The organism is Conexibacter woesei Iso977N, assembly GCF_000424625.1.
Lineage (GTDB): Bacteria > Actinomycetota > Thermoleophilia > Solirubrobacterales > Solirubrobacteraceae > Baekduia > Baekduia woesei_A.
Genome location: NZ_AUKG01000004.1, coordinates 136,976 through 156,853, shown reverse-complemented (window position 1 = coordinate 156,853; position 19,878 = coordinate 136,976). Strand labels below are relative to the sequence as shown.

Sequence of the window (19,878 nt, the reverse complement as noted above, 5' to 3'; positions counted from 1 at the left end):
TCCGTGGCATCGTGGTGCCATGTTGCTCCGCCGCCTCGCCCAGCTCTACCTCGGCCTCCTCCTCTACGGCTTCAGCAGCGGCCTGATGCTCCTCTCCGGCCTGGGCAACAACCCCTGGAACGTCTTCCACCAGGGCCTGTCGATCCAGACCGGCATCGGGACCGGCTACTGGACCGACATCGTCGGCGTGCTGCTGCTCCTGCTCTGGATCCCGCTGCGCCAGTGGCCGGGCCTCGGCACGGTGTCCAACGCGGTCGTGATCGGCCTCGCGCTCGAAGCCACGATCACGCACCTCGGAGCGCCGCACGGGACCGCCATCCGCGCGACGTTCCTCGTCGGCGGCATCGTCCTCAACGGCGTCGCGACCGGCGCCTACATCGGCGCGCGCTTCGGCCCCGGGCCGCGCGATGGGCTGATGACCGGCCTGCACGCGCTCACCGGGCGCTCGCTGCGCGCCGTCCGGACCGCCATCGAGCTGACCGTCCTGACCGCGGGCGTGCTCCTCGGCGGGACGTTCGGCGCCGGGACCATCGCCTACGCCTTGGCGATCGGCCCGCTGGCCCAGTTCTTCGTGCCGCGGCTGACTGTGCCCGAGCGCAGGAAGGCCTACGACAACGCGCCGACGTGGCGCAGGAACGGCGCCGCGTCCAGCCCGCGGCCCGTCGCCGACTCGACGATCGGGATCGTGTCCCGCCGCCGGCCCCAGACGTGGACCTTGGCGCCCAGCCAGTCGCGGATCTCCGCGACGTCGCCGGACTCCAGCGCGCCGTCGCGCGAGCCCAGCTCGGCCTCCAGCGCCTCCCACAGCTGCGCGGCGATCAGGCAGCCCAGCGCGTAGGACGGGAAGTAGCCGAACGCCAGCCCGGCCCAGTGCACGTCCTGCAGGACGCCCTCGGCGTCGGACGGCACGTCGATCCCCAGCAGCGACCTCATGCCGTCGTTCCACGCCGCTGGGAGATCGCGGACCGCGAGGTCGCCGTCGATCAGCGCGCGCTCCAGCTCGAAGCGCAGCACGATGTGCAGGGGGTAGGTGACCTCGTCGGCGCTGACGCGGATCAGCGACGGCCGGACCGCGCTGAGCGTCGCGTGCACGTCGGTGGCGGAGATCTCGTAGCCGCCGCTGGTCAGCTCCTGCGCGAGCACGCCCGCGAACGCCGGGTTGCGCCCGACGTGGTTCTCCCACAACTTGCTCTGCGACTCGTGGATCGACATCGACGTGCCGTCGTCGAGCGTCGTGCCCTCCAGCTCCGGCGCGACCTGGCGGTCGTAGAGCGCGTGGCCGAACTCGTGCATCGCGGCCAGCAGCGGCTCGAGCTGGCCGTCCTCGTAGCGCGTCGTGATGCGGCTGTCGCGCAGCCCGATGTTGGTGGAGAACGGGTGCGACGACACGTCGATCCGCCACGAGTCCGCGCCGACGCCGAAGCGCGCGAGCACGCCGTTGACCGCCGCCTGCTGGGCCTCGACCGGGATCGCCAGCGCGGCGGGCGCGGCCTGGGCGGCGCGCTCGGCGACGACCGGCGGCAGCGCCTCGCGCAGCTGGGCGAAGACCTCCTGGATCCGCGCGGTCGTCAGCCCGTGGTCGTAGTCCTGCAACAACGCGTCGTACGCGCTGGCGTGCCCGTCGAAGCAGGCCGCGTACTGGCGCGTGAGCTCGACGTTGCGCTCCAGCACCGGCGCGAACTTCGCGAAGTCGTCCTCGGCGCGCGCGACCTGCCAGGCGTCCTCACCCGCGGCGCCCGCGAGCGCCAGCTCGGCGGCCAGCTCGTTCGGCACGACCCGCGCGCGCTCGTAGCCGCGGCGGGTGACCGCGACGACGTCGCGGTCGACCTCGGACAAGCCGTCGGCGCCCTCCAGCTCGGCCAGCCAGCCGCCGACCTCGTCGGCGGTCCCGAGCTGATGGGCCAGCTTCTGGATCGTCGCCTGCTGCTTGGCGCGCGACGGACCGCCGCCCGCCGGCATCATCGTCCGCTGGTCCCATCCCAGCAATGAGCCGACCAACCGCAGGTCGTTGAGCTCGGCGAGGCGGGTGCGCAGGAGATCGAGGGCGTCGGCCATGACGACACCTTATGCGGCCGCCGCGACCACCTGCTCCGGCAGCGGCTGCAGGCGTCCGGCGCCGCGGCCGAGGCTCAGCAGTGCGACCGCTGCGACGCCCGCGCCGCACAGCGCGACCACGAAGACCGCGGTGCCGGTGGCGCTCGCGGCCGCCTCGCGTGGCGCGTCGCCGGACGCCAGCGCGTGGCTGAGGCGCGAGGAGTACAGCGTCTCGGCACCGGCCAGCGCGATCGCGCCGCCGAGCTGGCGCAACAGCAGCAGCGTGCCCATCGCCGCGCCGATCCGGGCGGGCTCGACGGTGCGCTGCAGGGCGATCTGCAGGCCCGACAGCGCGGGCCCGACGCCGAGGCCGATCAACGCCATGTACAACAGCGACAGCGCGTCGGGCGTGCCGGAGTCGAACGTCGCGAAGCCGAGCGCGCCCAGGGCCATCAGGCCCATCCCGGCGAGGATCGGCCCGCGCCACTCCAGCCGCCGGACGATCAGCGCCGCGCCGACGTTGACCGCCACGACCAACCCCAACAACAACGGGTAGATGAGCAACCCGGAGTGCGTCGCGCTCACGCCGCGCGCGAACTGGAAGTAGCGCGGCAGCAGCAGCACGCCGCAGAACAGGCCGAAGGCCGACGCGGTCCCGGCCGCGCAGATCGCCGCCAGGCGCCGGTCGGCGGCGAGCAGGCGCAGCGGGATGATCGGCGCGGGCGCGCGCCACTCGACCCGGACCAACGCCGCCAACATCAGGAGCCCGAGCACGATCAGCCCGCCGGTGCGCGGCTCGGTCCAGCCCGGCAGCGCGTCGGTCGCGCCCGACCCGTGGGTCTTCTCGTTCAACCCCACCAACAACAGCCCGACCGCGCCGGTCAGCAGCGCGATCCCGGCGAGGTCGAGCGGCACGCCGCGCGCCTCGGACTTCCCGATGTCCCCCGGCAGGACGCGCGCGACCGCGACCAGCGCCGCGGCGCCGATCGGCAGGTTGACGGTGAAGCACGCGCGCCAGTCGACGTGGTCGGTCAGGAAGCCGCCGATCAGCGGCCCGGCGATGAACGCGAAGCCCATCATCCCCGCCATCGCCCCCTGCAGCGCGGCGTTGCGGCGCCCGGCGTAGAGGTCGGCGACCAGGATGAAGGACAACGACTCCAGCGCGCCGGCGCCGCCGCCCTGGACCGCGCGGGCGGCGACGAGCCAGCCCATCGACGGCGCGAGCGCCGCCAGCGCGCTGCCCACCAGGAACAGCGACATGCCCGCCAGCAGCAGCGGGCGGCGGCCGAAGCGGTCCGACAGGCGCGCGTAGAGCGGCAGCGTCACGGTGGCGGGGACGAGGTAGGCCGTGACGACCCACAGGTACAGCTGCTGGCCGTGCAGGTCGGCGACCACGCGGGGCAGCGCGGTGCCGACGATCGTCTGGTCGAGCATCGCGAGCATCAGCCCGGACATGACCGCGGCGAGCAGGAGCCGCTGCCTGGGGAGGGCGGGCGGCGCGGAGGGGAGAGAGGTCATACATGTAATTTCTTACATGACGGATCTTGCATGTCAAGTCCGGGTTATGCTGACCGCCATATGTCGCTGCGCCACGCGATGCTCGGACTGCTCGCCACGGAGCCCGCCACGGGCTACGAGCTGACCGCCAAGTTCGACAAGTCGCTCAGCAACGCCTGGCACGCCAGCCACTCTCAGATCTACCCCGAGCTGGCCAAGCTCGAGGACGCGGGCATGGTCGAGGTCATCGCCCAGGGCGCGCGCAACAGCAAGACGTGGGCCCTGACCGACGCGGGCCGCGCGGAGCTGCGGCGCTGGCTGGTCGAGGTCGAGCCCTCGCGCCAGCAGCGCAGCGAGTCGGCGCTGCGGATGTTCCTGACGCCGCGCCTGCTGTCGCCGGAGGACGCGCGCTTCGCGCTGGAGCGTGACCTGCAGGCGGTCCTGGAGCAACAGCAACAACTCGAGGGCATCAAGAACGCGATCGAGGCCGGCGGCGTGAGCTCGCCCTTCGAGCCCGCCGTCGACCTCGGCCTGCGCATCAACCCCGTGATCGAGGGGTGGATCCGCGATCAGCTCGCGGAGCTGGAAGGCAAGGACTAGCTCTTGCTCTCCCCGAGCGTCGCGGTGACCGTGGCGCTCGCGCTGCCGCGCCGGTAGGTCACCCGGACGCGGTCGCCGGGCTGGTGGGAGGCGATGAGCGACGCCAGCGCGTCGGCGTCGCCCACCGTGGTCCCGTCGATCGCGGTGATCGTGTCGCCGGCCTTCAGGCCCGCCGCCGCGGCTGCGCCGCCCGCGGTGACGGCGGCCAGCTTCACGCCTCCGCTCGATCCGTCTTCGATCTGCACGCCCAGCTGCGGGTGCTCCACGGTCTCGCCGGCGATCAGCTGCAGGGCCACGCTGCGCGCCGTGTTGGACGGGATCGCGAAGCCGACGCCGTCGCTGCCGCCGGAGTCGCTCTCGATCTGCGCGTTGACGCCGACGACGTCGCCCTCGGCGTCGATCAGCGGCCCGCCCGAGTTGCCGTGGTTGATCGACGCGTCGGTCTGGATCGCGCCGCCGATCGTCGCGCCCGAGGGCGACTCGATCGTCCGGTCGGTGCCCGAGACGATGCCGGTCGTCAGCGTCTCGGCCAGGCCGAACGGCGAGCCGATCGCCAGGACGGCGTCGCCGGCCTCGACGGCCGAGGAGTCGCCGAACGTCAGCGGGGTCAACATGGAGGCCTTGATCCCGGTCACGCGCACGACCGCGATGTCGGTGGTCTTGTCGCTGCCGACGACGGTCGCGCTGGCCTTGGTGCCGTCGCTGAACGTGACCCTGATCGTGCGCGCGCCGTCGACCACGTGCTCGTTGGTGACGATGTCGCCCCTCCTGTCGATCACGAAGCCCGACCCCTCGGCGTCGGCGTTGACCACCAGGTCGACCACGCCCTTGTTGTCGTTCCTGTAGATCTCGCTCGCGGTCAGCGTGGTCGACGTGGTGGTGTCGGACGCCGGGACCGCGGTGCCCGCCGCGGCGTTGGAGGTGGTCTGCGTGACGGTCGCGGCGCGGTTGTCGCCGTCGCGCGAGGTGGCGACGACCACGGCGCCGGCGCCGCCGCCGGCGATCGCGGCGACGGCCATGAGGGTGAGGGCTGCGGGCTTGGAGGTCATGGCCGGAAGGCTGCGCCCCTCGCCTGCGGCGACCGTGTGCGAACCCTGGGAACCACCTGGGACCGTGAACGCTTAGGAACTCTTTGGGAACGCTTGACGTTGGCCCAAGCACGGGCGCGCAAGCTGTACGTCAATGACTCCCTCTTCGAAGCTCGCCGCCATCGGCGCCTGCGCCCTGATCGCGGGCGCGGGTGGCGCCGCCGTGGCAGCGGTCGCGGTCGATGGCCACGGCTCCTCCTCTTCGACGGCCTCGGCCGCGTCCGCGTCCTCCACCCCGAGCACGCGCCCCGTCTCCAACGGCAACATGACGGCCAAGCAGGTCTACAACGAGGCCAAGGACTCGGTCGCCTACATCCAGTCCCAGACCAGCCAGGGGACCGCGACCGGCTCGGGCTTCGTCGTCACGGCCGACGGCAAGATCATCACCAACGAGCACGTCGTCGACGGCGCCCAGACCGTGACCGTCAAGCTCGGCGTCAACGGCAAGGCCCAGACCGCGCAGGTGCTGGCGGCCGACGCCTCCAAGGACCTCGCGTTGTTGAAGATCAACCAGAGCAACCTGAAGCCCTTGAGCTTCGCCGACTCCTCCAAGGTCGAGGTCGGCGACGCGGTCTTCGCCATCGGCAACCCCTATGGGTTGGACCACACGCTGACGTCGGGCATCGTCTCGGCGCTGGACCGCGACATCGACGCGCCCGACGGCACGCCGATCAAGAACGTCGTCCAGACCGACGCCGCGCTCAACCCGGGCAACTCCGGCGGCGCGCTGATCGACAGCTCCGGCCAGGTCATCGGCGTCAACTCGCAGATCGCCTCGGCGTCGTCGAGCGGGTCGGAGGCCGGCAACGTCGGCATCGGCTTCGCGATCCCGTCGAACACGGTCAAGGCGTTCGTCGAGAACCCGACGTCGTCCAGCGAGACCGGCCAGCAGTCGCAGCAGTCCCAGCAGCAGGGCCAGTCGCAGCAGCAGCTTCCGCAGCAGGGCCAGGACCAGCAGAGCGACCCCTATGGGTCGGGCCAGCAGGTCGATCCCTACGGCCAGCAGGACCAGGGCCAGGACCAGCAGAGCGACCCGTACGGCGACAGCCAGGACCAGCAGTCCGACCCGTACGGCTACGGCGACGACAGCCAGGGCCAGAGCCAGGACGACCAGTCGCAGCAGCAGGAGCTGCCGCAGCTGGCCATCCCGATGGGCTAGGCGCTAGTCCTCGACGAAGTAGGAGCCGTGACCCTGGCCGTCGGAGAACCAGCGGCTGGTCACGGTCTTCTTCTTGGTGAAGAAGTCCACGCCGTCGGTGCCGTGCGCGTGGAGGTCGCCGAGGAACGAGTCCTTCCACCCCGAGAAGGGGAAGAAGGCGACGGGCGCCGCGACGCCGATGTTGACGCCGACCATCCCGGCTTCGACGTCATGGCGGTAGCGGCGCACCGCCGCCCCGGACTCGGTGAAGATCGACGTGCCGTTCCCGAAGCGCGACCTGTTGACGATGGCGGTCGCCTCGTCCAGCGTCTCGGCCTTGACGACGACCAGGACCGGGCCGAAGACCTCCTCCTGGGCGATCGCCATGTCGGGCGTGACGCCGTCGAGGATCGTCGGGCCGACGAACGACGAGCCGTCCGGGCCGCCCGCGTTGCGGCCGTCGACCACGATCTGCGCGCCGTCCGAGACGCCGCGGTCGATCCACTCCTCGATCCGGTCGCGCGCCGCGCACGAGACGACCGGGCCGACCTGCGTGCCCTCGTCCATGCCGTCGCCGACGCTGAGCTTCTTGGTGGCCTCGACCAGCTCGGGCAGCAGGCGGTCGTGGGCCTCGCCGACGGCGACGACGACCGAGCCCGCCATGCAGCGCTGGCCGGCCGCGCCGAACGCGGAGCCGATCAGGCCGTCGACGGTCTTGCCGATCACGGCGTCGGGCATGACCACCATGTGGTTCTTGGCCCCGCCGAGCGCCTGGACGCGCTTGCCGGCCCTGGCGCTGCGCTCGTAGACGAGCTTGGCGACGGGCGCGCTGCCGACGAACGACACGGCGTCGATGCCCGGGTGGTCGCAGATGCCCTCGACGATCTCGCGGCCGCCGTTGACGAGGTTGACGACGCCCTTCGGGAGGTCCATGCCGTCGAGCACCTCGAAGACGATCTGCTGGGTCAGCGGGACCTGCTCGGACGGCTTCAAGATGAAGGTGTTGCCGCAGGCGATCGCGAACGGCAGGAACCAGAACGGGACCATCGCCGGGAAGTTGAAGGGGACGATCGCGGCGCAGACACCGACCGGCTGGCGGATCGTCTCGGCGTCGATGCCGCGCGAGACGTCCTCGAGGATCCGGCCCTGCATCGTCGTCGGGATCGCGGTCGCGGCCTCGACCATCTCGATCGCGCGGGCGACCTCGGCGCGGGCGTCGGCGATCGTCTTGCCCATCTCGGCCGTGACGCTGCGCGCCATGTCGTCGGAGCGCTCGACGAGCCGCTCGCGCAGCGTGAACAGCCGCCGCGCGCGCTCGATCGTCGAGACCGCGCGCCACTCGGGCAGCGCCGCGCGGGCGGCAGCGACCGCGGCGTCGAGGTCGGCGGCGCCCGACAGCGGGACGCGGGCGAGCACCTCGCCGGTCGCGGGGTTGATGACGTCGAGCGGGTCCACGGACGCGGCGGTGGCGGGCGTCCAGGCCCCGGCGACGTAGTTGTCGAGCAGGCGCGTGGCGGTGGCGGACATGGCAGCTAGTAGTACCACCGCGCCGGTTAGCCTCCGCGGCCATGGTGTTGCCCGCAGATGCGCGGATCGTCGGGATCGACGGCCGCGGCGGCTCCGGCAAGTCGACGCTCGGCCGCGCGCTGGCGGCGGAGCGGGGCGGCGTGGTCGTCGAGCTCGACGACTTCTACCGGCCGTCGTGGGAGCGCCACGTCCCGCCGCTGCAGCACGGCGGCAACTACGACCTGCCGCGGGTCCGGGCGCAGGTGCTGGACCCGCTGCTGGGCGGCGCGGCCGCGCGCTACCAGCGCTACGACTGGGACGAGGACGCGCTCGCGGAGTGGCACGCGATCTCCGCAGGCGGCCTGGTCATCGTCGAGGGCACCTACGCGTTGTCCTATGGGTTGCGCGATGCCTATGACTGGCGGATCTGGGTCGAGGCGCCCTACGACCTGCGGCTCGCGCGCGGCCTGGAACGCGACGGCGAGGGCGCGCGGGAGCGGTGGACCGGCGAGTGGATGCCGGCCGAGGACGCGTACGTCGCGGCTCAGGATCCGGTCGCCGTCGCCGACGTCGTGGTGGACGGGACGGCGTGATTTGTTGGCGCTTCGTTGGCGCCACCGAAGAGACCGCGAAGTCCTTCGGAAGAACGCGGTGAGACGGTGTTCAGGCGCGTGAGGGCCCGCCGATCCCGGGGCCATGACGATCTCATCCCTCTCGAGCAGCGCGGACGTCACCGCGCTGACTCAGGCGACTGCCACGCAGCGCCAGCGGCCCAAGCCGCCCGACATGACGAACACGGCCAAGGCCCTCGGGCTCTCGGCCGACGACCTCCAGAGCGAGCTGAAGTCGGGCAAGACGCTCGACTCGATCGCCCAGGACAAGGGCGTCAGCAGCGACGACCTGCTCAGCGCGGTCAAGACCGACCTGCAGGCCAACAAGCCGGCGGACGCGCCGGCGCTGTCCGACGACCAGCTGACGCAGATGGCGCAGGGCATCGCCGCGGGCAAGGGCCCGGGCGGTCCCGGCGGGCCGCACGGCCACCACCACGGCGGCGGCGGCGGCCAGGGCCAGGCGGACGCCGCGATCCTCGGCACGCAGGCGTCGGACACGACGTCCAACCTGTCGTCCTTGGCCGACGCGCTCGGCACCTCGAGCGACGACCTGATGTCGCAGCTCTCGTCCGGCGCCGACCTGTCCTCGCTGTTCGGCCAGTCCGGCTCGGCGACCTGGAGCTCCTCGGGCGCCTCGACGAGCGGCCTCGCCGTCGACCTGTACGCCTAGCTCCTCGACCGCACGGCACCGCGCTCGTCCCGGCGCGGTGCCCGCGCTCGGCGCGTCGCCGGTACCCTCGTTCACAGATGTTGAACGCGACCGACCGTTCCACCGCCCCGGTTCGCCGGGTCCGGATCCTGACCGCCGGCGGCACGATCGCCATGACCGGAGAGGGTGAGGGCGCGAGGCCGGAGCTGGACGCGGAGGCGCTCGTCGCGAGCGTCCCGGGCCTGCAGGCGTTCCCGGACCTCGAGGCGATCACGGTCCTCAACAAGCCGTCGGCGCACATGACGCTCGACGACCAGCTGCAGATCTGCCGCGCGGCGCGCGACGCGTCGCGGCGCGGGATCGGCGTCGTCGTCACGCACGGCACGGACGTGCTGGAGGAGACCGCGATGCTCTGCGACGTCCTGCACGACGCTGACGCGCCGATCGTCTTCACCGGCGCGATCCGGCCCGCTTCGGCCGCCGGCGCCGACGGTCCCGCCAACCTCGTCGACGCGGTCAGCGTGGCGGCGTCCGCCCCGGCCGCCGGGATGGGCGTCCTGGTCGTCTTCGGCGGCGAGATCCACCACGCGCGCTGCGCGCGCAAGACCGACACGACGTCGCTGGTCGCGTTCTCCTCGCCCCAGACCGGCCCGCTCGGCCGCGTCACCGAGGGCCACCCGACGATCTGGTCGCGGATCCCGCGCAACCCGCCGCTGGACCCGCCGGAGCTCGCCAAGAGGGTCCACATCATCCCGTCGACCGCCGGCGACGACGGGACGCTCGCGCGCGCCGCGCTGTCGACCAGCCCCGACGGCATCGTCCTCGGGACGCTCGGCGCCGGCCACCTGGCGCCCGAGGTGCTGGAGATCTGGGCCCAGGTCGCGGGCGACATCCCGATCGTCGCCTACTGCCGCCCCGAGCGCGGCGTCGTCCTGAACGCGACCTACGGCTACGCGGGCTCCGAGCGCGACCTGCGCGGCACGAAGATCATCCCGGCCGGCTTCCTCTCACCCCAGGCGATCCGCATGAAGCTGCTCGCCTGCCTCTCCGCGGGCCTCGACGTCGACGAGACGCGCTGGGCCTTCTCGCAGGACGACGGCTAGCCGCTAGCCGCCGCCGCTGATCGCGGCGACCGCCTCGACCTCGATCAGGAACTCCGGCCGCACGAGCCCCGCGACCTGGACGAGCGAGCTCGTCGGCGGCCGCGTCGTGTCGACGAACTCGTCGCGCACCGCCCGGAACTCCGCCAGGCCGGCGAGGTCGGTGACGTACACGGTCAGCTTGAAGACGTCGCGCCACGCCGCGCCGCCGCCGGCCAGCGCGGTCGTGAGGTTCTCGAAGACCTGGCGCGCCTGCGCCTCCCAGTCGCCGGCCGGCGCGATCGTGCCGTCGGGCGCCACCGGGACCTGGCCGGAGGTGTGGACGAGAGTCGAACCCGCGGGGATCGTCGCGACGTGGCTGTAGCCCGCGGTGGGTGGGGAGTCAGGAGGGCTGATCAAGTGCATTGGGTTGGTCCTGTCGTAGGGTCAGGGGTGGTCCCCGCCTCTCCCCAACTGTCCCATAGCCGTGTCCCCGAACCTCGATCCGCCCGACCACGGGCTGCGCCTCACGACGTCCCGGCTGCTCGACGTCTGGCGCCTGCAGCGCCGTCTCACGGCGCTCGCGTTGTTGTACGCGTTGATGTACTCGGCGCTGTCGCTGGCGATCCCGCTGCTGATCGCGCGGACGATCGACGACTCGATCCTGCACGACGAGCGGCCGCTCGCGCCGCAGCTGGCGATCGTCGCGGTGCTGGCGGCGGTGCGGTCGACGGTCAACTTCCTGCGCCGCTACGCGACGGCACGCGTCGGCGTGGGCGTCGAGGCGTCGATGCGCGAGCTGCTCTACGGCGCCTACCTGCGCTTCCCGCGCGCGTTCTACGACCTGCACCCGACCGGCCAGGTCGTCTCGCGCGCGACCAACGACCTCTACCCGGTCCGGTACTTCATCGGGTGGGGGATGGTCCAGGGCGCGCAGAGCATCATGATGATCTTGGGCACGGCCGTCGTGCTCGGCGTGACGAACCTCAAGCTCGCGGCGTTGAGCGCGATCCCGCTGCCGCTGATCGGGCTGGTCGCGTGGCGCTTCGCGCACCTCGTCACGCCGATCTCCCGCGACGTCCAGGCGCGCAAGGGCGACGTGACCGAGTCGGCCGACGAGGCCGTCGTCGGGATCGAGATGGTCCAGGCCTTCGGCCGCGAGGACGACGTCCAGGACCGCTTCGCGCAGCGCGCCGACGCCGTCCGGACCGAGGTGCTGCGCCAGGCGCGCGTCGAGTCCCACCACCTGCCGGGCCTGTTCTACCTGCCGTCGGCGTCGGTCGCCGTCGTGCTGCTCGTCGGCGGGCGCGCGGTCATCCACGGCACGCTGACCTACGGCGAGTTCGCGCTGTTCATCCAGCTGTTGCTGCAGCTCGTGTGGCCGCTGGAGTCGACCGGCTGGATCATCAACCTCGGCCAGCGCGCGCTGGCCTCGGCGGGCCGTTCGTTCGCGTGGCTGGACGAGGTCCCGGTGCTGCCGGAGCGGCCGGACCCCGCGCGCATGGCGGAGGGCGACACGGGTGTCGAGCTGCGCGGCGTGCGCTTCGCCTACCCGGGCGCGGCCGAGGCGGTGCTCGACGGGGTCGACCTCACGGTCGCGCCCGGCGAGGTCGTCGCGGTCTGCGGCGCGACCGGCGCGGGCAAGTCGACGTTGTTGGGGTTGTTGCCGCGCTTCTACGACCCGGACGCCGGCGCGGTGCTGCTCGGCGGCCACGACCTGCGCGACCTGGCGCTCGACGACGTCCGCGGCGCGGTCGGCGTCGTGACCCAGCGGCCGATCCTGTTCTCCGAGACGTTGCGCGACAACCTGCTCGCCGGCCGCCCGGACGCCGACGACGCGGCGCTGCACGAGGCCTGCGACGTCGCGGGCGTCACCGCGTTCCTCGACGACCTCCCGGACCGCTGGCAGACGCTGATCGGCGAGCGCGGCGTGAACCTGTCCGGCGGCCAGCGCCAGCGCGTCGCGCTCGCCCGCGCGCTGCTGACCGACGCGCCGGTGCTCGTCCTCGACGACCCGCTGTCGGCGGTCGACACGACGACCGAGGACCGGATCGTCACCCGCCTGCGCTCCGCGCTGGAGGGCCGCGCGGTCCTGCTCGCCACGCAGCGGCTGTCGACGCTCGCGCTCGCCGACCGCATCGTCGTCCTGGACGACGGCGTCGTCGTCGAGTCCGGCACGCAGGCGCAGCTGCTGGAGCGCGGCGGCACGTTCGCCGAGCTCTTCGGGGAGGACGCGTCCGTTGCCGCGTGAGCGCAGGGCACCCTCCGGGCTGCGGACGCTCGGGCGCCACGTCCACGAGCGGCGGCGCTGGATCGCGCTGCTGGTCGCGTGCGCGGTCACCGAGGCGCTGGCGCGCAGCGGCTCCTGGCTGCTCGTGCGCCAGGCGATCAACGCCGGGATCGTGCCCAAGGACGAGCACGCGCTGGCGCAGATCGCGGGCGCCTACGTCGCGGTGTCGGTGCTCGGCTTCTTCCTGTACTCGATCGTGATCCGCGGGATGGCGCGCTTCGGCCAGGCGGTCGTCCTCGGCCTGCGGCGCGAGCTCTTCGACCACCTCACGGCGCTGTCGCTGCGCTACTTCTCCGAGCAGCGCGCGGGGTGGATCATCGCGCGGCTGACGTCCGACGTGGACGCGATCTCCGACGTCCTGTCGCAGGGGCTGCCGACGCTCGTGACCAGCAGCGTGCTGATCCCGGCGGCGATCACCGCGTTGTTCATCAACGACTGGCGGCTGGCGCTGATCGCGCTGGTCGTGCTGCCGCCCGCGCTGCTGATCACGCGCTGGTTCCAGCGCCGCTCGGCCGTCATCCAGCTCGACGTCCGCAACCGGATCGGCGCGGTCACCGCGCAGATCGCTGAGTCGGTCGCGGGGATGGCGGTCGTGCAGTCGTTCCGGCGCGAGCGGGCGTTCCGCGCGCGCTTCGACGAGCTCAACGACGACAACCGCAGGGCCAACTTCGAGGCGCAGCGGATCTCGTCGCTGTTCTTCCCGTCGATCGAGTTCCTCGGCGTGGTCGCGACGATCGCGGTGCTCGCGCTCGGCGCGGGCGTGCTCCAGGACAGCGAGATCGGGACGCTCGCCGCGGCGTACTTCCTGTTGGGGTTGGTCTTCCAGCCGCTGCAGGACCTCTCCGACCTCTACGCGCAGGTGCAGTCGGCGACCGCGGCGATGGTCAAGATCGGCGCGGTCCTCGACGAGGAGCCCGAGGTCCGCTCGCCGCAGCGCCCGCGCGACCTCGGCCGCGTGCGCGGCGAGGTCCGGCTCGACGGCGTGCGCTTCAAGTACGGCGACAACGAGGTGCTGCACGGGATCGACCTGACGATCCCCGTCGGCGGCTGCACGGCGCTGGTCGGCGAGTCCGGCGGCGGGAAGTCGACGCTGGCCAAGCTCGTCGCACGCTTCTACGACCCCAGCGAGGGGGCTGTGCTGGTTGATGGCATCGACCTGCGCGAGGTCGACCTGCACGCCTACCGCCGCCAGCTCGGCGTCGTGCTCCAGGACCCGTTCCTGTTCTCGGGCACGATCGCGGACAACATCCGCTTCGCGCGGCCGGACGCGAGCGACACGCAGGTCCGCGAGACCGCGGCGATGCTCGGCCTCGACCGGCTCGCGCGCCGCTTCCCGGAAGGCCTGGACCATCCGGTCCGCGAGGGCGGCAGCGGGCTGAGCGCGGGCGAGCGCCAGCTGATCTCGATCGCCCGCGCGCTGCTCGCCGACCCGCGGATCCTGATCCTCGACGAGGCGACCTCCAACATCGACCGCCCGACCGAGCTGCTGATCGAGCGCGCGCTGGACCAGCTGCTGCACGGCCGCACCTCGCTGATCATCGCCCACCGCCTCTCGACCGTCGCCCGCGCCGACGAGGTCATCCGGATCGGCCACGGCCGCATCCTCGGGCGGGGCGAGGCTCAGAGCGCCACGGCGTGACGGTGGTGGCGTTCCGTGCGGCGCGTGGGTGGTGGCGCGGGGCGTTCGCGGGTGGGCATCGATGGGGAAAGGCGTTGGCGGAGGCGCCACCGTTCCCGGTGTGGCTCGTCGCCGTGCCGGGACAGGCGGGGCGGGGCGGGGCGGGGTCAACGGCAGTTGGGTGTTCTCCGCGAACACCGATCTGCCGTTGACGGGTGAACGGTGCATTTGGGCTCTCTGCGAGCCCCAATGCACCGTTCGCTCCCTGTCCCGGCGCGGCGACGAGCCACACCGCGATCGCCTGCGTCGCCCCAGCGCAGCGCCGCCGCTGCCGCTGCACTTGAATCGTGATTCAAGTTAGGGTGCGGGCATGCGCGCTCTGCAGATCACCGAGCTGACCGGCCCGGACACCGCCCTGAAGATCGTCGATGTCCCGGAGCCCGGGGCCGAGCATCCGATGACGCCGGGCTCCGGCGTCCTTGTTGATGTCCATGCCGCGGGCGTGTCGTTCCCGGAGGTGCTGCAGACGCGCGGCGAGTACCAGGTCAGGCCGCCGCTGCCGTTCGTCCCGGGCAGCGAGGTCGGTGGCGTGGTGCGCGAGGTCAGGGGTGACTCGCCGCTGCAGCCGGGCGACCGCGTCGCGGCGTTCTGCATGCTCGGCGGGTTCGCCGAGGTCGCGGTCGCGCCGACGTTCCTGACGTTCAAGATCCCGGACGCGCTGGACTTCGCCCAGGGCGCGGCGTTGATCCTCAACTACCACACGGCCTACTTCGCGCTGAAGCTGCGCGGGCGCCTGGCGGAGGGCGAGACGGTCCTGATCCACGGCGCCGCGGGCGGCGTCGGGACCGCGTCGATCCAGGTCGCCAAGGGTCTGGGCGCGACGACGATCGCGGTCGTCTCGACCGACGAGAAGGCCGAGGTCGCCAAGCGCGCGGGCGCCGATCACGTGGTCCGCAGCGACGGCGCCTGGAAGGACGAGGCCGTCGAGCTCTCCGGCGGCGGCGTGCACCTCGTGCTCGACCCGGTCGGCGGCGATCGCTTCACCGACTCGCTGCGCTCCCTGCGCCGCGCGGGCCGCGTCGTCGTCGTCGGCTTCACCGGCGGGTCGATCCCCGAGGTCAGGGTCAACCGGCTGCTGCTCAGGAACACCGAGGTCATCGGCGCCGGCTGGGGCGAGTGGGTGCTGTCCAACCCGCCGGTGAACCTGGAGATCGGCGCGGCCATCGACGAGCTGATCGCCGGCGGCCACATCGACCCGATCGTCGGGCAGCGCTTCCCGCTCGACGCGGCCGCCGACGCCCTGAAGACGATCGACGGCCGCGGCGCGCTGGGGAAGGTCGTGCTCGACGTCCGCTAGATCTCGACGAGGACGGCTTCGGCCTCTTCGGCCTCGGTCCGCGCGTCGATCTGCTGCGGGTCGCTGAGGTCCGGCTTCCTGCGCGGGAGCATCAGCGCCGGGATCAGCGCCAGCAGGATCGCGCCCGCGGCGAACCAGAACGTGTTCCCGAAGGCCTCCGCGATCCTCGGAGCGACCACATCATGTTGGGTAGGCGTCAGCTTCTGCGCGGCGCCCAGCCCGCCGCTGCCCGCGCCGGGTAGGCGCGAGACCAGCTGGTGGGTGAGGATGACCGACAGGAACGCCGTACCGATCGAGCCGCCCACGCGCTGGATGATGTTGAGCGCTGTGGTCGCTCGCGCGATCTGCTGGCGCTGCAGCGTCGCGTAGGCCGCCGACATCGCCGGCATCATCGCCGCGCCCATGCCCAGCCCCATCAGGAACTGGGAGCCGCCGAGGATGAAGAACGACGTGTCGTCGGTCACCTGCGTCCAGCCCAGCAGCCCGAGGAACAGGAAGCCGAGGCCGCCGAGGACGATCTTGCCCGCCCCGAGGTCGTCGGTCAGCTTGCCCGCGATCGGCATCATGATCGCCGCGCCGACGCCCTGGGGCGCCAGCAGGAGGCCGGCGTCCAGCGCCGACTTCTCGCGCACCACCTGGTAGTAGAGCGGGATCAGGAACATCGCGCCGAACATCGCCATCGCGAACGTCCCGGTCGTCGCGGCCGAGGCGCTCATCGTCCGGTTCTTGAACAGCTTGACGTCGATCAGCGGCTGGCGCTCACGCGCGGCGTGCCAGATGAACGTGCCGATCAGGGTCGCGCCGACGACCATCGGCAGCCACGCCTTGGTCGCGCCGAGGCCGCCGGACGACGACGTCTCGGCCAACCCGTACACGAACGCGGCGAGGCCGGGGGAGAGCATCAGCAGGCCGAGCCAGTCGAGCTTCTCGATCGCGCTCGGCTTGTCGCGCGGCAGCAGCCGGGTCGCGGCGGTCAGGGCGACCGCGCCGACCGGGATGTTGACGTAGAAGATCCAGCGCCACGACACGTCGTCGACGAGCCAGCCGCCGAGGATCGGGCCGATGATCGGGCCCATCAGCATCGGGACGCCGACGATGCCCATGACGCGGCCCATGCGCTGCGGGCCCGCCGCCTTGGACAGGATCGTCATGCCCGCGGGCATGATCATGCCGCCGCCGAGGCCCTGCAGGATCCGGAACGCGATCAGCGAGCCGGCCGACCACGCGGCGCCGCTCAGCGCCGAGCCGACCAGGAACAGGCTGATCGAGATGATGTACAAGCGCTTGGTGCCGAAGCGGTCCGCGGCCCAGCCGGTCAGCGGGATCACGGTGGCCAAGGCCAACATGTAGCCGGTCGAGACCCACTGGATCGTCGCCAGGTCGGTGTTGAAGTCCTTGGACAGCGTGTTGATCGCGACGTTGACGATCGTGGTGTCCAGGATCGACATGAACGTGCCGAGGACGACGACGATCGCGACGCTGATCAGCGCCTTGTCGAAGACCCTGGCCGGCGCCGCGGCGGCGCCGTTCTGGGGAGAGCTCATGCTGGAGGTGCCTCCTGCGTGCGCGGCTTCGAGCCGCACACGCCGTCGGGGGAGTCGGGGAGGAGAGGGGCCAGAGCGGCGGCGAGCGCGTCGCGCTGATCGGCGTCCAGGGTGGACACCGTGTTGGCGAGCGCTTCGAGGCGCGCCTGGGTGATGCGGTCGACGGCGGTGGTGCCCGTCGGGGTGAGCGTGAGCCGCTTGACGCGCCGGTCGGCGTCGTCGTCGCGGCGCGTGACGAGTCCCGCGCGGACCAGCGCGTCGACCGCCCGCCCGGTGGCCGCGGGGCTCAACCCCACGAACTGGGCCAGCTCGGACGGCGTCAGCTCGCGATCGACGCCGTCGAGGATGTGCAGGATCTTGAACTGCGTCATCGACAGCTCCAGCTCCTCCACCACGTGGAAGACCTGGGTCTGCGAGCCCTTCATGGCCGTGGCCATGAACGCCGCCATCATGTCGGCGAGCTGCTCGGCCGTGACGCCTGTCGTTTGCATCGGCGCAAATAGTAACGTGAACGCAAGGATTGCGTCAACGATGGTCTTTGCGCGAACGTTCGCACCTGGACGGATGTCGCGATGGGCTGGCGCCGCGCGTTATGCGCGGGTATCCTCACCGATATGGCACGGACGCACCATCGCCGCCGCGAGCTGTTCCCGGCCGATCGCGGGCTCCAGGCCCGGATGCTCATGGCGATCGTCGTGACGCCGACGATCGCGATCGGCGGGACGATCTTCCTGCTCCTGACGCTGAACGGCTGGCACTGGTGGCTGTTCGTCGGCCTCGCGCTGCTCGGGCTCACGGTCTGCGTAAGGGACCTGGTGCGGTCGGCGAAGGGCGAGCCGCTGAAGCCCGGCGAGGAGCCCGAGCTGTGGGCGATCGTCGACCGGCTCTGCGTCACCGCCGACCTGCCGCGCCCCGAGCTCGTCCTCGAGGAGAGCGCGGAGCCCAACAGCTGGGTCGTCGACCTGCCGCGCCGCACGCCGCGCCTGCACGTGACGCGCAAGCTGCTGAACATGCTGGAACCCGCCGAGCTGGAGGCGGTGATCGCCCACGAGCTGGCGCACCTCGCGCATCGTGACGCGGTCGTGATGACGGTCACGGGCCTCCCCGGAGACGCGCTGTTCCGGGTCGCCGGAGGCAACGGCGGCTCGTGGAACCCCGGCGGGGCCGTCGGGATCGTCGCGCACGTCGGCAGCCTCGCGCTCTCTCGCCATCGCGAGCTGACCGCCGATCGCGGCGCCGCGATGCTGACCGGCAGGCCGAGCGCGCTGGCGTCGGCGTTGTTGAAGATGTCGGGCGTCCTGGTCCCGAAGGACGACCTGCGCACCGGCTGGCAGTCGCTGAACCTGCTGCCGTCCGGCGAAGACAGCAGGTGGTGGTTCTGGCGCACGCATCCGACGGTCGAGCAGCGGATCGCCAAGCTGGAGCGCATGGAGCGGCGGCTGGCCGGGGCGCGGCCGGGGCTGCCGGGCGATTAGTCTCCGGCGCCATGGCGCCAACACTGGACCGCGAAGGGGACGTCTTCGTCCTGAACCTGGGCGACGACGAGAACCGCTTCAACCCGGAATGGGTCGGCGCGGTCGGTGCGCTGCTCGACGAGGTGGCGGGTGCCGAGGCGCCGCGGGCGCTGGTCACGACGGCGACCGGGAAGATCTGGTCCAACGGGCTCGACCTGGAGTGGATGGGCGCGAACACCGGCGCGGTCGGCGCGTTCGTCCCGACCGTGCACGCGCTGTTCGGCAAGATGTTGGCCTTGCCGGTCCCGACGGTCGCGGCGATCCAAGGACATTGCTTCGCTGCCGGCGCGATGCTGGCGGTCGCCCACGACTTCCGGGTCATGCGCGCCGACCGCGGGTTCTTCTGCCTGCCCGAGGTCGACATCCACATCCCGTTCACGCCGCCGATGGCCGCGCTGATCCAGGCGCGGCTGTCGAAGAGGACCGCGCACGAGGCGATGACGACCGGGCGCCGCTACGGCGGCGCCGACGCGGCGGTCGCGGGGATCGTGGACGACGCGGTGGCCGAGGACCAGGTTGTCGCGGTTGCCGTGGAGCGCGCGGCGGCGCTGGCGGCCAAGCATGGTCCGACGCTGGGAGCGATCAAGGAGGGCATGTACTCCGAGACGCTGACCCTCCTGCGCGACCTGACGCCGGTCGCGTTTGGCTGACGTCATCACCAAGCTGAGGGCGTCGCTCGGCGAGCAGCTGTCGGTGCTGCGCGGCGTGCCGGTCGCCGACCTGCCGCCCGCGCTGCTCGACGTGGCGATCGAGCGCTTCGACGTCGGCCAGGACGTCGACCTGCTGCTGCCCAGCGATTGGGAGCAGCTGCGCCACGAGGAGGGCGGAGCGGGGCGGCCGCTGCCGTTCTGGGCGCACCCGTGGCCGGCCGGCCTGGCGCTGGCCGAGTACCTTGCGCAGTGGCCGCCGCCCGACGGGTACCGGTTCCTGGAGCTCGGCTGCGGGCTGGCGCTGCCGAGCATCGTCGCCGCGCGGCTGGGCGCGACGGTACTGGCCACCGACGGCGTCGAGGACGCGATCGCCTTCGCCACCCACAACTTCGCGCTCAACGACACCTTCGCGGAGGTCGCCCGGATCGACTGGGCGGTTGACGGCGACGCGCTCGTGGCGCGCGGGCCGTTCGACGTGGTGCTGGCCGCCGACGTCCTCTACAACAAGGACAACGTCGCGGCCGCGCTGGAGCTGTGGCCGCGGCTGCTCGGCCCCGACAGCCACCTGCTGCTGGCCGACCCGCGGCGGGCCGGGCTGCGCGACTTCATGCTCGGCGCGAGGGGGACGCTCGAGGTCGTCAACCTCGAGGAGCTCGACGACCCGGTCACGCTGGTGCACCTGAAGCTGATGCGACACTGACGC

18 protein-coding genes and 1 pseudogene are annotated in these 19,878 nt (G+C 72.1%); 12 read left to right on the top strand and 7 right to left on the bottom strand.

Annotation, left to right across the window (positions count from 1 at the left end):
- Nucleotides 1–19: 19 nt before the first annotated feature.
- Nucleotides 20–592, top strand: a pseudogene (locus H030_RS40730) (YczE/YyaS/YitT family protein); the annotation flags it as partial.
- A 14-nt stretch (nucleotides 593–606) separates the two neighbouring features.
- Here H030_RS40730 and H030_RS0125195 read toward each other — a convergent pair.
- Entirely contained in the window at nucleotides 607–2,055 is a 1,449-nt protein-coding gene (locus H030_RS0125195; RefSeq protein ID WP_027008175.1) for a carboxypeptidase M32, read from the bottom strand.
- Between the two features lie 9 nt (nucleotides 2,056–2,064).
- Nucleotides 2,065–3,552 (bottom strand): MFS transporter, encoded by a 1,488-nt coding sequence (locus H030_RS35085; RefSeq protein WP_051223720.1) that lies wholly within the window; start codon nucleotides 3,550–3,552, stop codon nucleotides 2,065–2,067.
- Between the two features lie 60 nt (nucleotides 3,553–3,612).
- Here H030_RS35085 and H030_RS0125185 point away from each other — a divergent pair, with 60 nt between their 5' ends.
- The gene (locus tag H030_RS0125185; RefSeq protein ID WP_027008174.1) at nucleotides 3,613–4,131 is read left to right on the top strand and encodes a PadR family transcriptional regulator; all 519 of its coding nucleotides are present in this window, start codon (nucleotides 3,613–3,615) and stop codon (nucleotides 4,129–4,131) included.
- Here H030_RS0125185 and H030_RS35080 read toward each other — a convergent pair.
- Complete coding sequence (locus H030_RS35080; RefSeq protein WP_051223718.1) at nucleotides 4,128–5,180, bottom strand: S1C family serine protease; 1,053 nt, start codon at nucleotides 5,178–5,180, stop codon at nucleotides 4,128–4,130. The two genes, H030_RS0125185 and H030_RS35080, sit on opposite strands and share 4 nt — an antisense overlap.
- Before the next feature lie 133 nt (nucleotides 5,181–5,313).
- Between H030_RS35080 and H030_RS35075 the strand changes: the two genes are divergently transcribed.
- Nucleotides 5,314–6,378: a S1C family serine protease gene (locus tag H030_RS35075; RefSeq protein WP_051223716.1), complete on the top strand. Its 1,065-nt coding sequence runs from the start codon at nucleotides 5,314–5,316 to the stop codon at nucleotides 6,376–6,378.
- A gap of 3 nt (nucleotides 6,379–6,381) precedes the next feature.
- Here H030_RS35075 and H030_RS0125170 read toward each other — a convergent pair whose 3' ends face one another.
- The gene (locus H030_RS0125170) at nucleotides 6,382–7,884 is read right to left on the bottom strand and encodes a CoA-acylating methylmalonate-semialdehyde dehydrogenase (protein ID WP_027008173.1); all 1,503 of its coding nucleotides are present in this window, start codon (nucleotides 7,882–7,884) and stop codon (nucleotides 6,382–6,384) included.
- Between the two features lie 41 nt (nucleotides 7,885–7,925).
- Between H030_RS0125170 and H030_RS35070 the strand changes: the two genes are divergently transcribed.
- The 3 genes from H030_RS35070 to H030_RS35065 all read left to right on the top strand — a co-directional run bounded on the left by H030_RS35070 (nucleotide 7,926) and on the right by H030_RS35065 (nucleotide 10,226).
- Nucleotides 7,926–8,456: a uridine kinase family protein gene (locus H030_RS35070; protein ID WP_051223714.1), complete on the top strand. Its 531-nt coding sequence runs from the start codon at nucleotides 7,926–7,928 to the stop codon at nucleotides 8,454–8,456.
- Nucleotides 8,457–8,559: 103 nt separating this feature from the next.
- Complete coding sequence (locus H030_RS0125160) at nucleotides 8,560–9,144, top strand: hypothetical protein (protein ID WP_027008172.1); 585 nt, start codon at nucleotides 8,560–8,562, stop codon at nucleotides 9,142–9,144.
- Between the two features lie 77 nt (nucleotides 9,145–9,221).
- Nucleotides 9,222–10,226, top strand: a complete 1,005-nt coding sequence (locus H030_RS35065) for an asparaginase (RefSeq protein ID WP_051223712.1) — start codon at nucleotides 9,222–9,224, stop codon at nucleotides 10,224–10,226.
- A gap of 3 nt (nucleotides 10,227–10,229) precedes the next feature.
- On the opposite strand, the gene H030_RS0125150 is transcribed toward H030_RS35065, so the two are convergent.
- Nucleotides 10,230–10,628, bottom strand: a complete 399-nt coding sequence (locus H030_RS0125150; protein ID WP_027008171.1) for a RidA family protein — start codon at nucleotides 10,626–10,628, stop codon at nucleotides 10,230–10,232.
- A gap of 61 nt (nucleotides 10,629–10,689) precedes the next feature.
- On the opposite strand from H030_RS0125150, the gene H030_RS35060 reads away from it, so the two are divergent.
- The 3 genes from H030_RS35060 to H030_RS0125135 all read left to right on the top strand — a co-directional run bounded on the left by H030_RS35060 (nucleotide 10,690) and on the right by H030_RS0125135 (nucleotide 15,467).
- Nucleotides 10,690–12,453 (top strand): ABC transporter ATP-binding protein, encoded by a 1,764-nt coding sequence (locus H030_RS35060; protein WP_051223709.1) that lies wholly within the window; start codon nucleotides 10,690–10,692, stop codon nucleotides 12,451–12,453.
- The gene (locus H030_RS35055) at nucleotides 12,443–14,131 is read left to right on the top strand and encodes an ABC transporter ATP-binding protein (protein WP_051223707.1); all 1,689 of its coding nucleotides are present in this window, start codon (nucleotides 12,443–12,445) and stop codon (nucleotides 14,129–14,131) included. Before H030_RS35060 ends, H030_RS35055 begins: the two co-directional genes overlap by 11 nt.
- Nucleotides 14,132–14,480: 349 nt before the next feature.
- Entirely contained in the window at nucleotides 14,481–15,467 is a 987-nt protein-coding gene (locus H030_RS0125135; protein WP_027008170.1) for an NADPH:quinone oxidoreductase family protein, read from the top strand.
- On the opposite strand, the gene H030_RS0125130 is transcribed toward H030_RS0125135, so the two are convergent.
- Both H030_RS0125130 and H030_RS37875 read right to left on the bottom strand, forming a co-directional pair.
- Nucleotides 15,464–17,011: a DHA2 family efflux MFS transporter permease subunit gene (locus H030_RS0125130; RefSeq protein ID WP_027008169.1), complete on the bottom strand. Its 1,548-nt coding sequence runs from the start codon at nucleotides 17,009–17,011 to the stop codon at nucleotides 15,464–15,466. The two genes, H030_RS0125135 and H030_RS0125130, sit on opposite strands and share 4 nt — an antisense overlap.
- A complete protein-coding gene (locus H030_RS37875) occupies nucleotides 17,008–17,502 on the bottom strand; it encodes a MarR family winged helix-turn-helix transcriptional regulator (protein ID WP_051223705.1) in 495 nt (164 codons plus the stop codon). Before H030_RS37875 ends, H030_RS0125130 begins: the two co-directional genes overlap by 4 nt.
- Before the next feature lie 123 nt (nucleotides 17,503–17,625).
- Between H030_RS37875 and H030_RS35045 the strand changes: the two genes are divergently transcribed.
- From H030_RS35045 to H030_RS37870, 3 genes are read left to right on the top strand one after another with little or no spacing between them, the layout of a single operon-like run.
- On the top strand, nucleotides 17,626–18,486 hold the full coding sequence (locus H030_RS35045) for a M48 family metalloprotease (protein WP_051223703.1): 861 nt from the start codon (nucleotides 17,626–17,628) through the stop codon (nucleotides 18,484–18,486).
- 11 nt (nucleotides 18,487–18,497) lie between these two features.
- A complete protein-coding gene (locus H030_RS0125115) occupies nucleotides 18,498–19,175 on the top strand; it encodes an enoyl-CoA hydratase-related protein (RefSeq protein WP_027008168.1) in 678 nt (225 codons plus the stop codon).
- A complete protein-coding gene (locus H030_RS37870; protein ID WP_051223701.1) occupies nucleotides 19,168–19,875 on the top strand; it encodes a class I SAM-dependent methyltransferase in 708 nt (235 codons plus the stop codon). Before H030_RS0125115 ends, H030_RS37870 begins: the two co-directional genes overlap by 8 nt.
- Nucleotides 19,876–19,878: the final 3 nt, after the last annotated feature.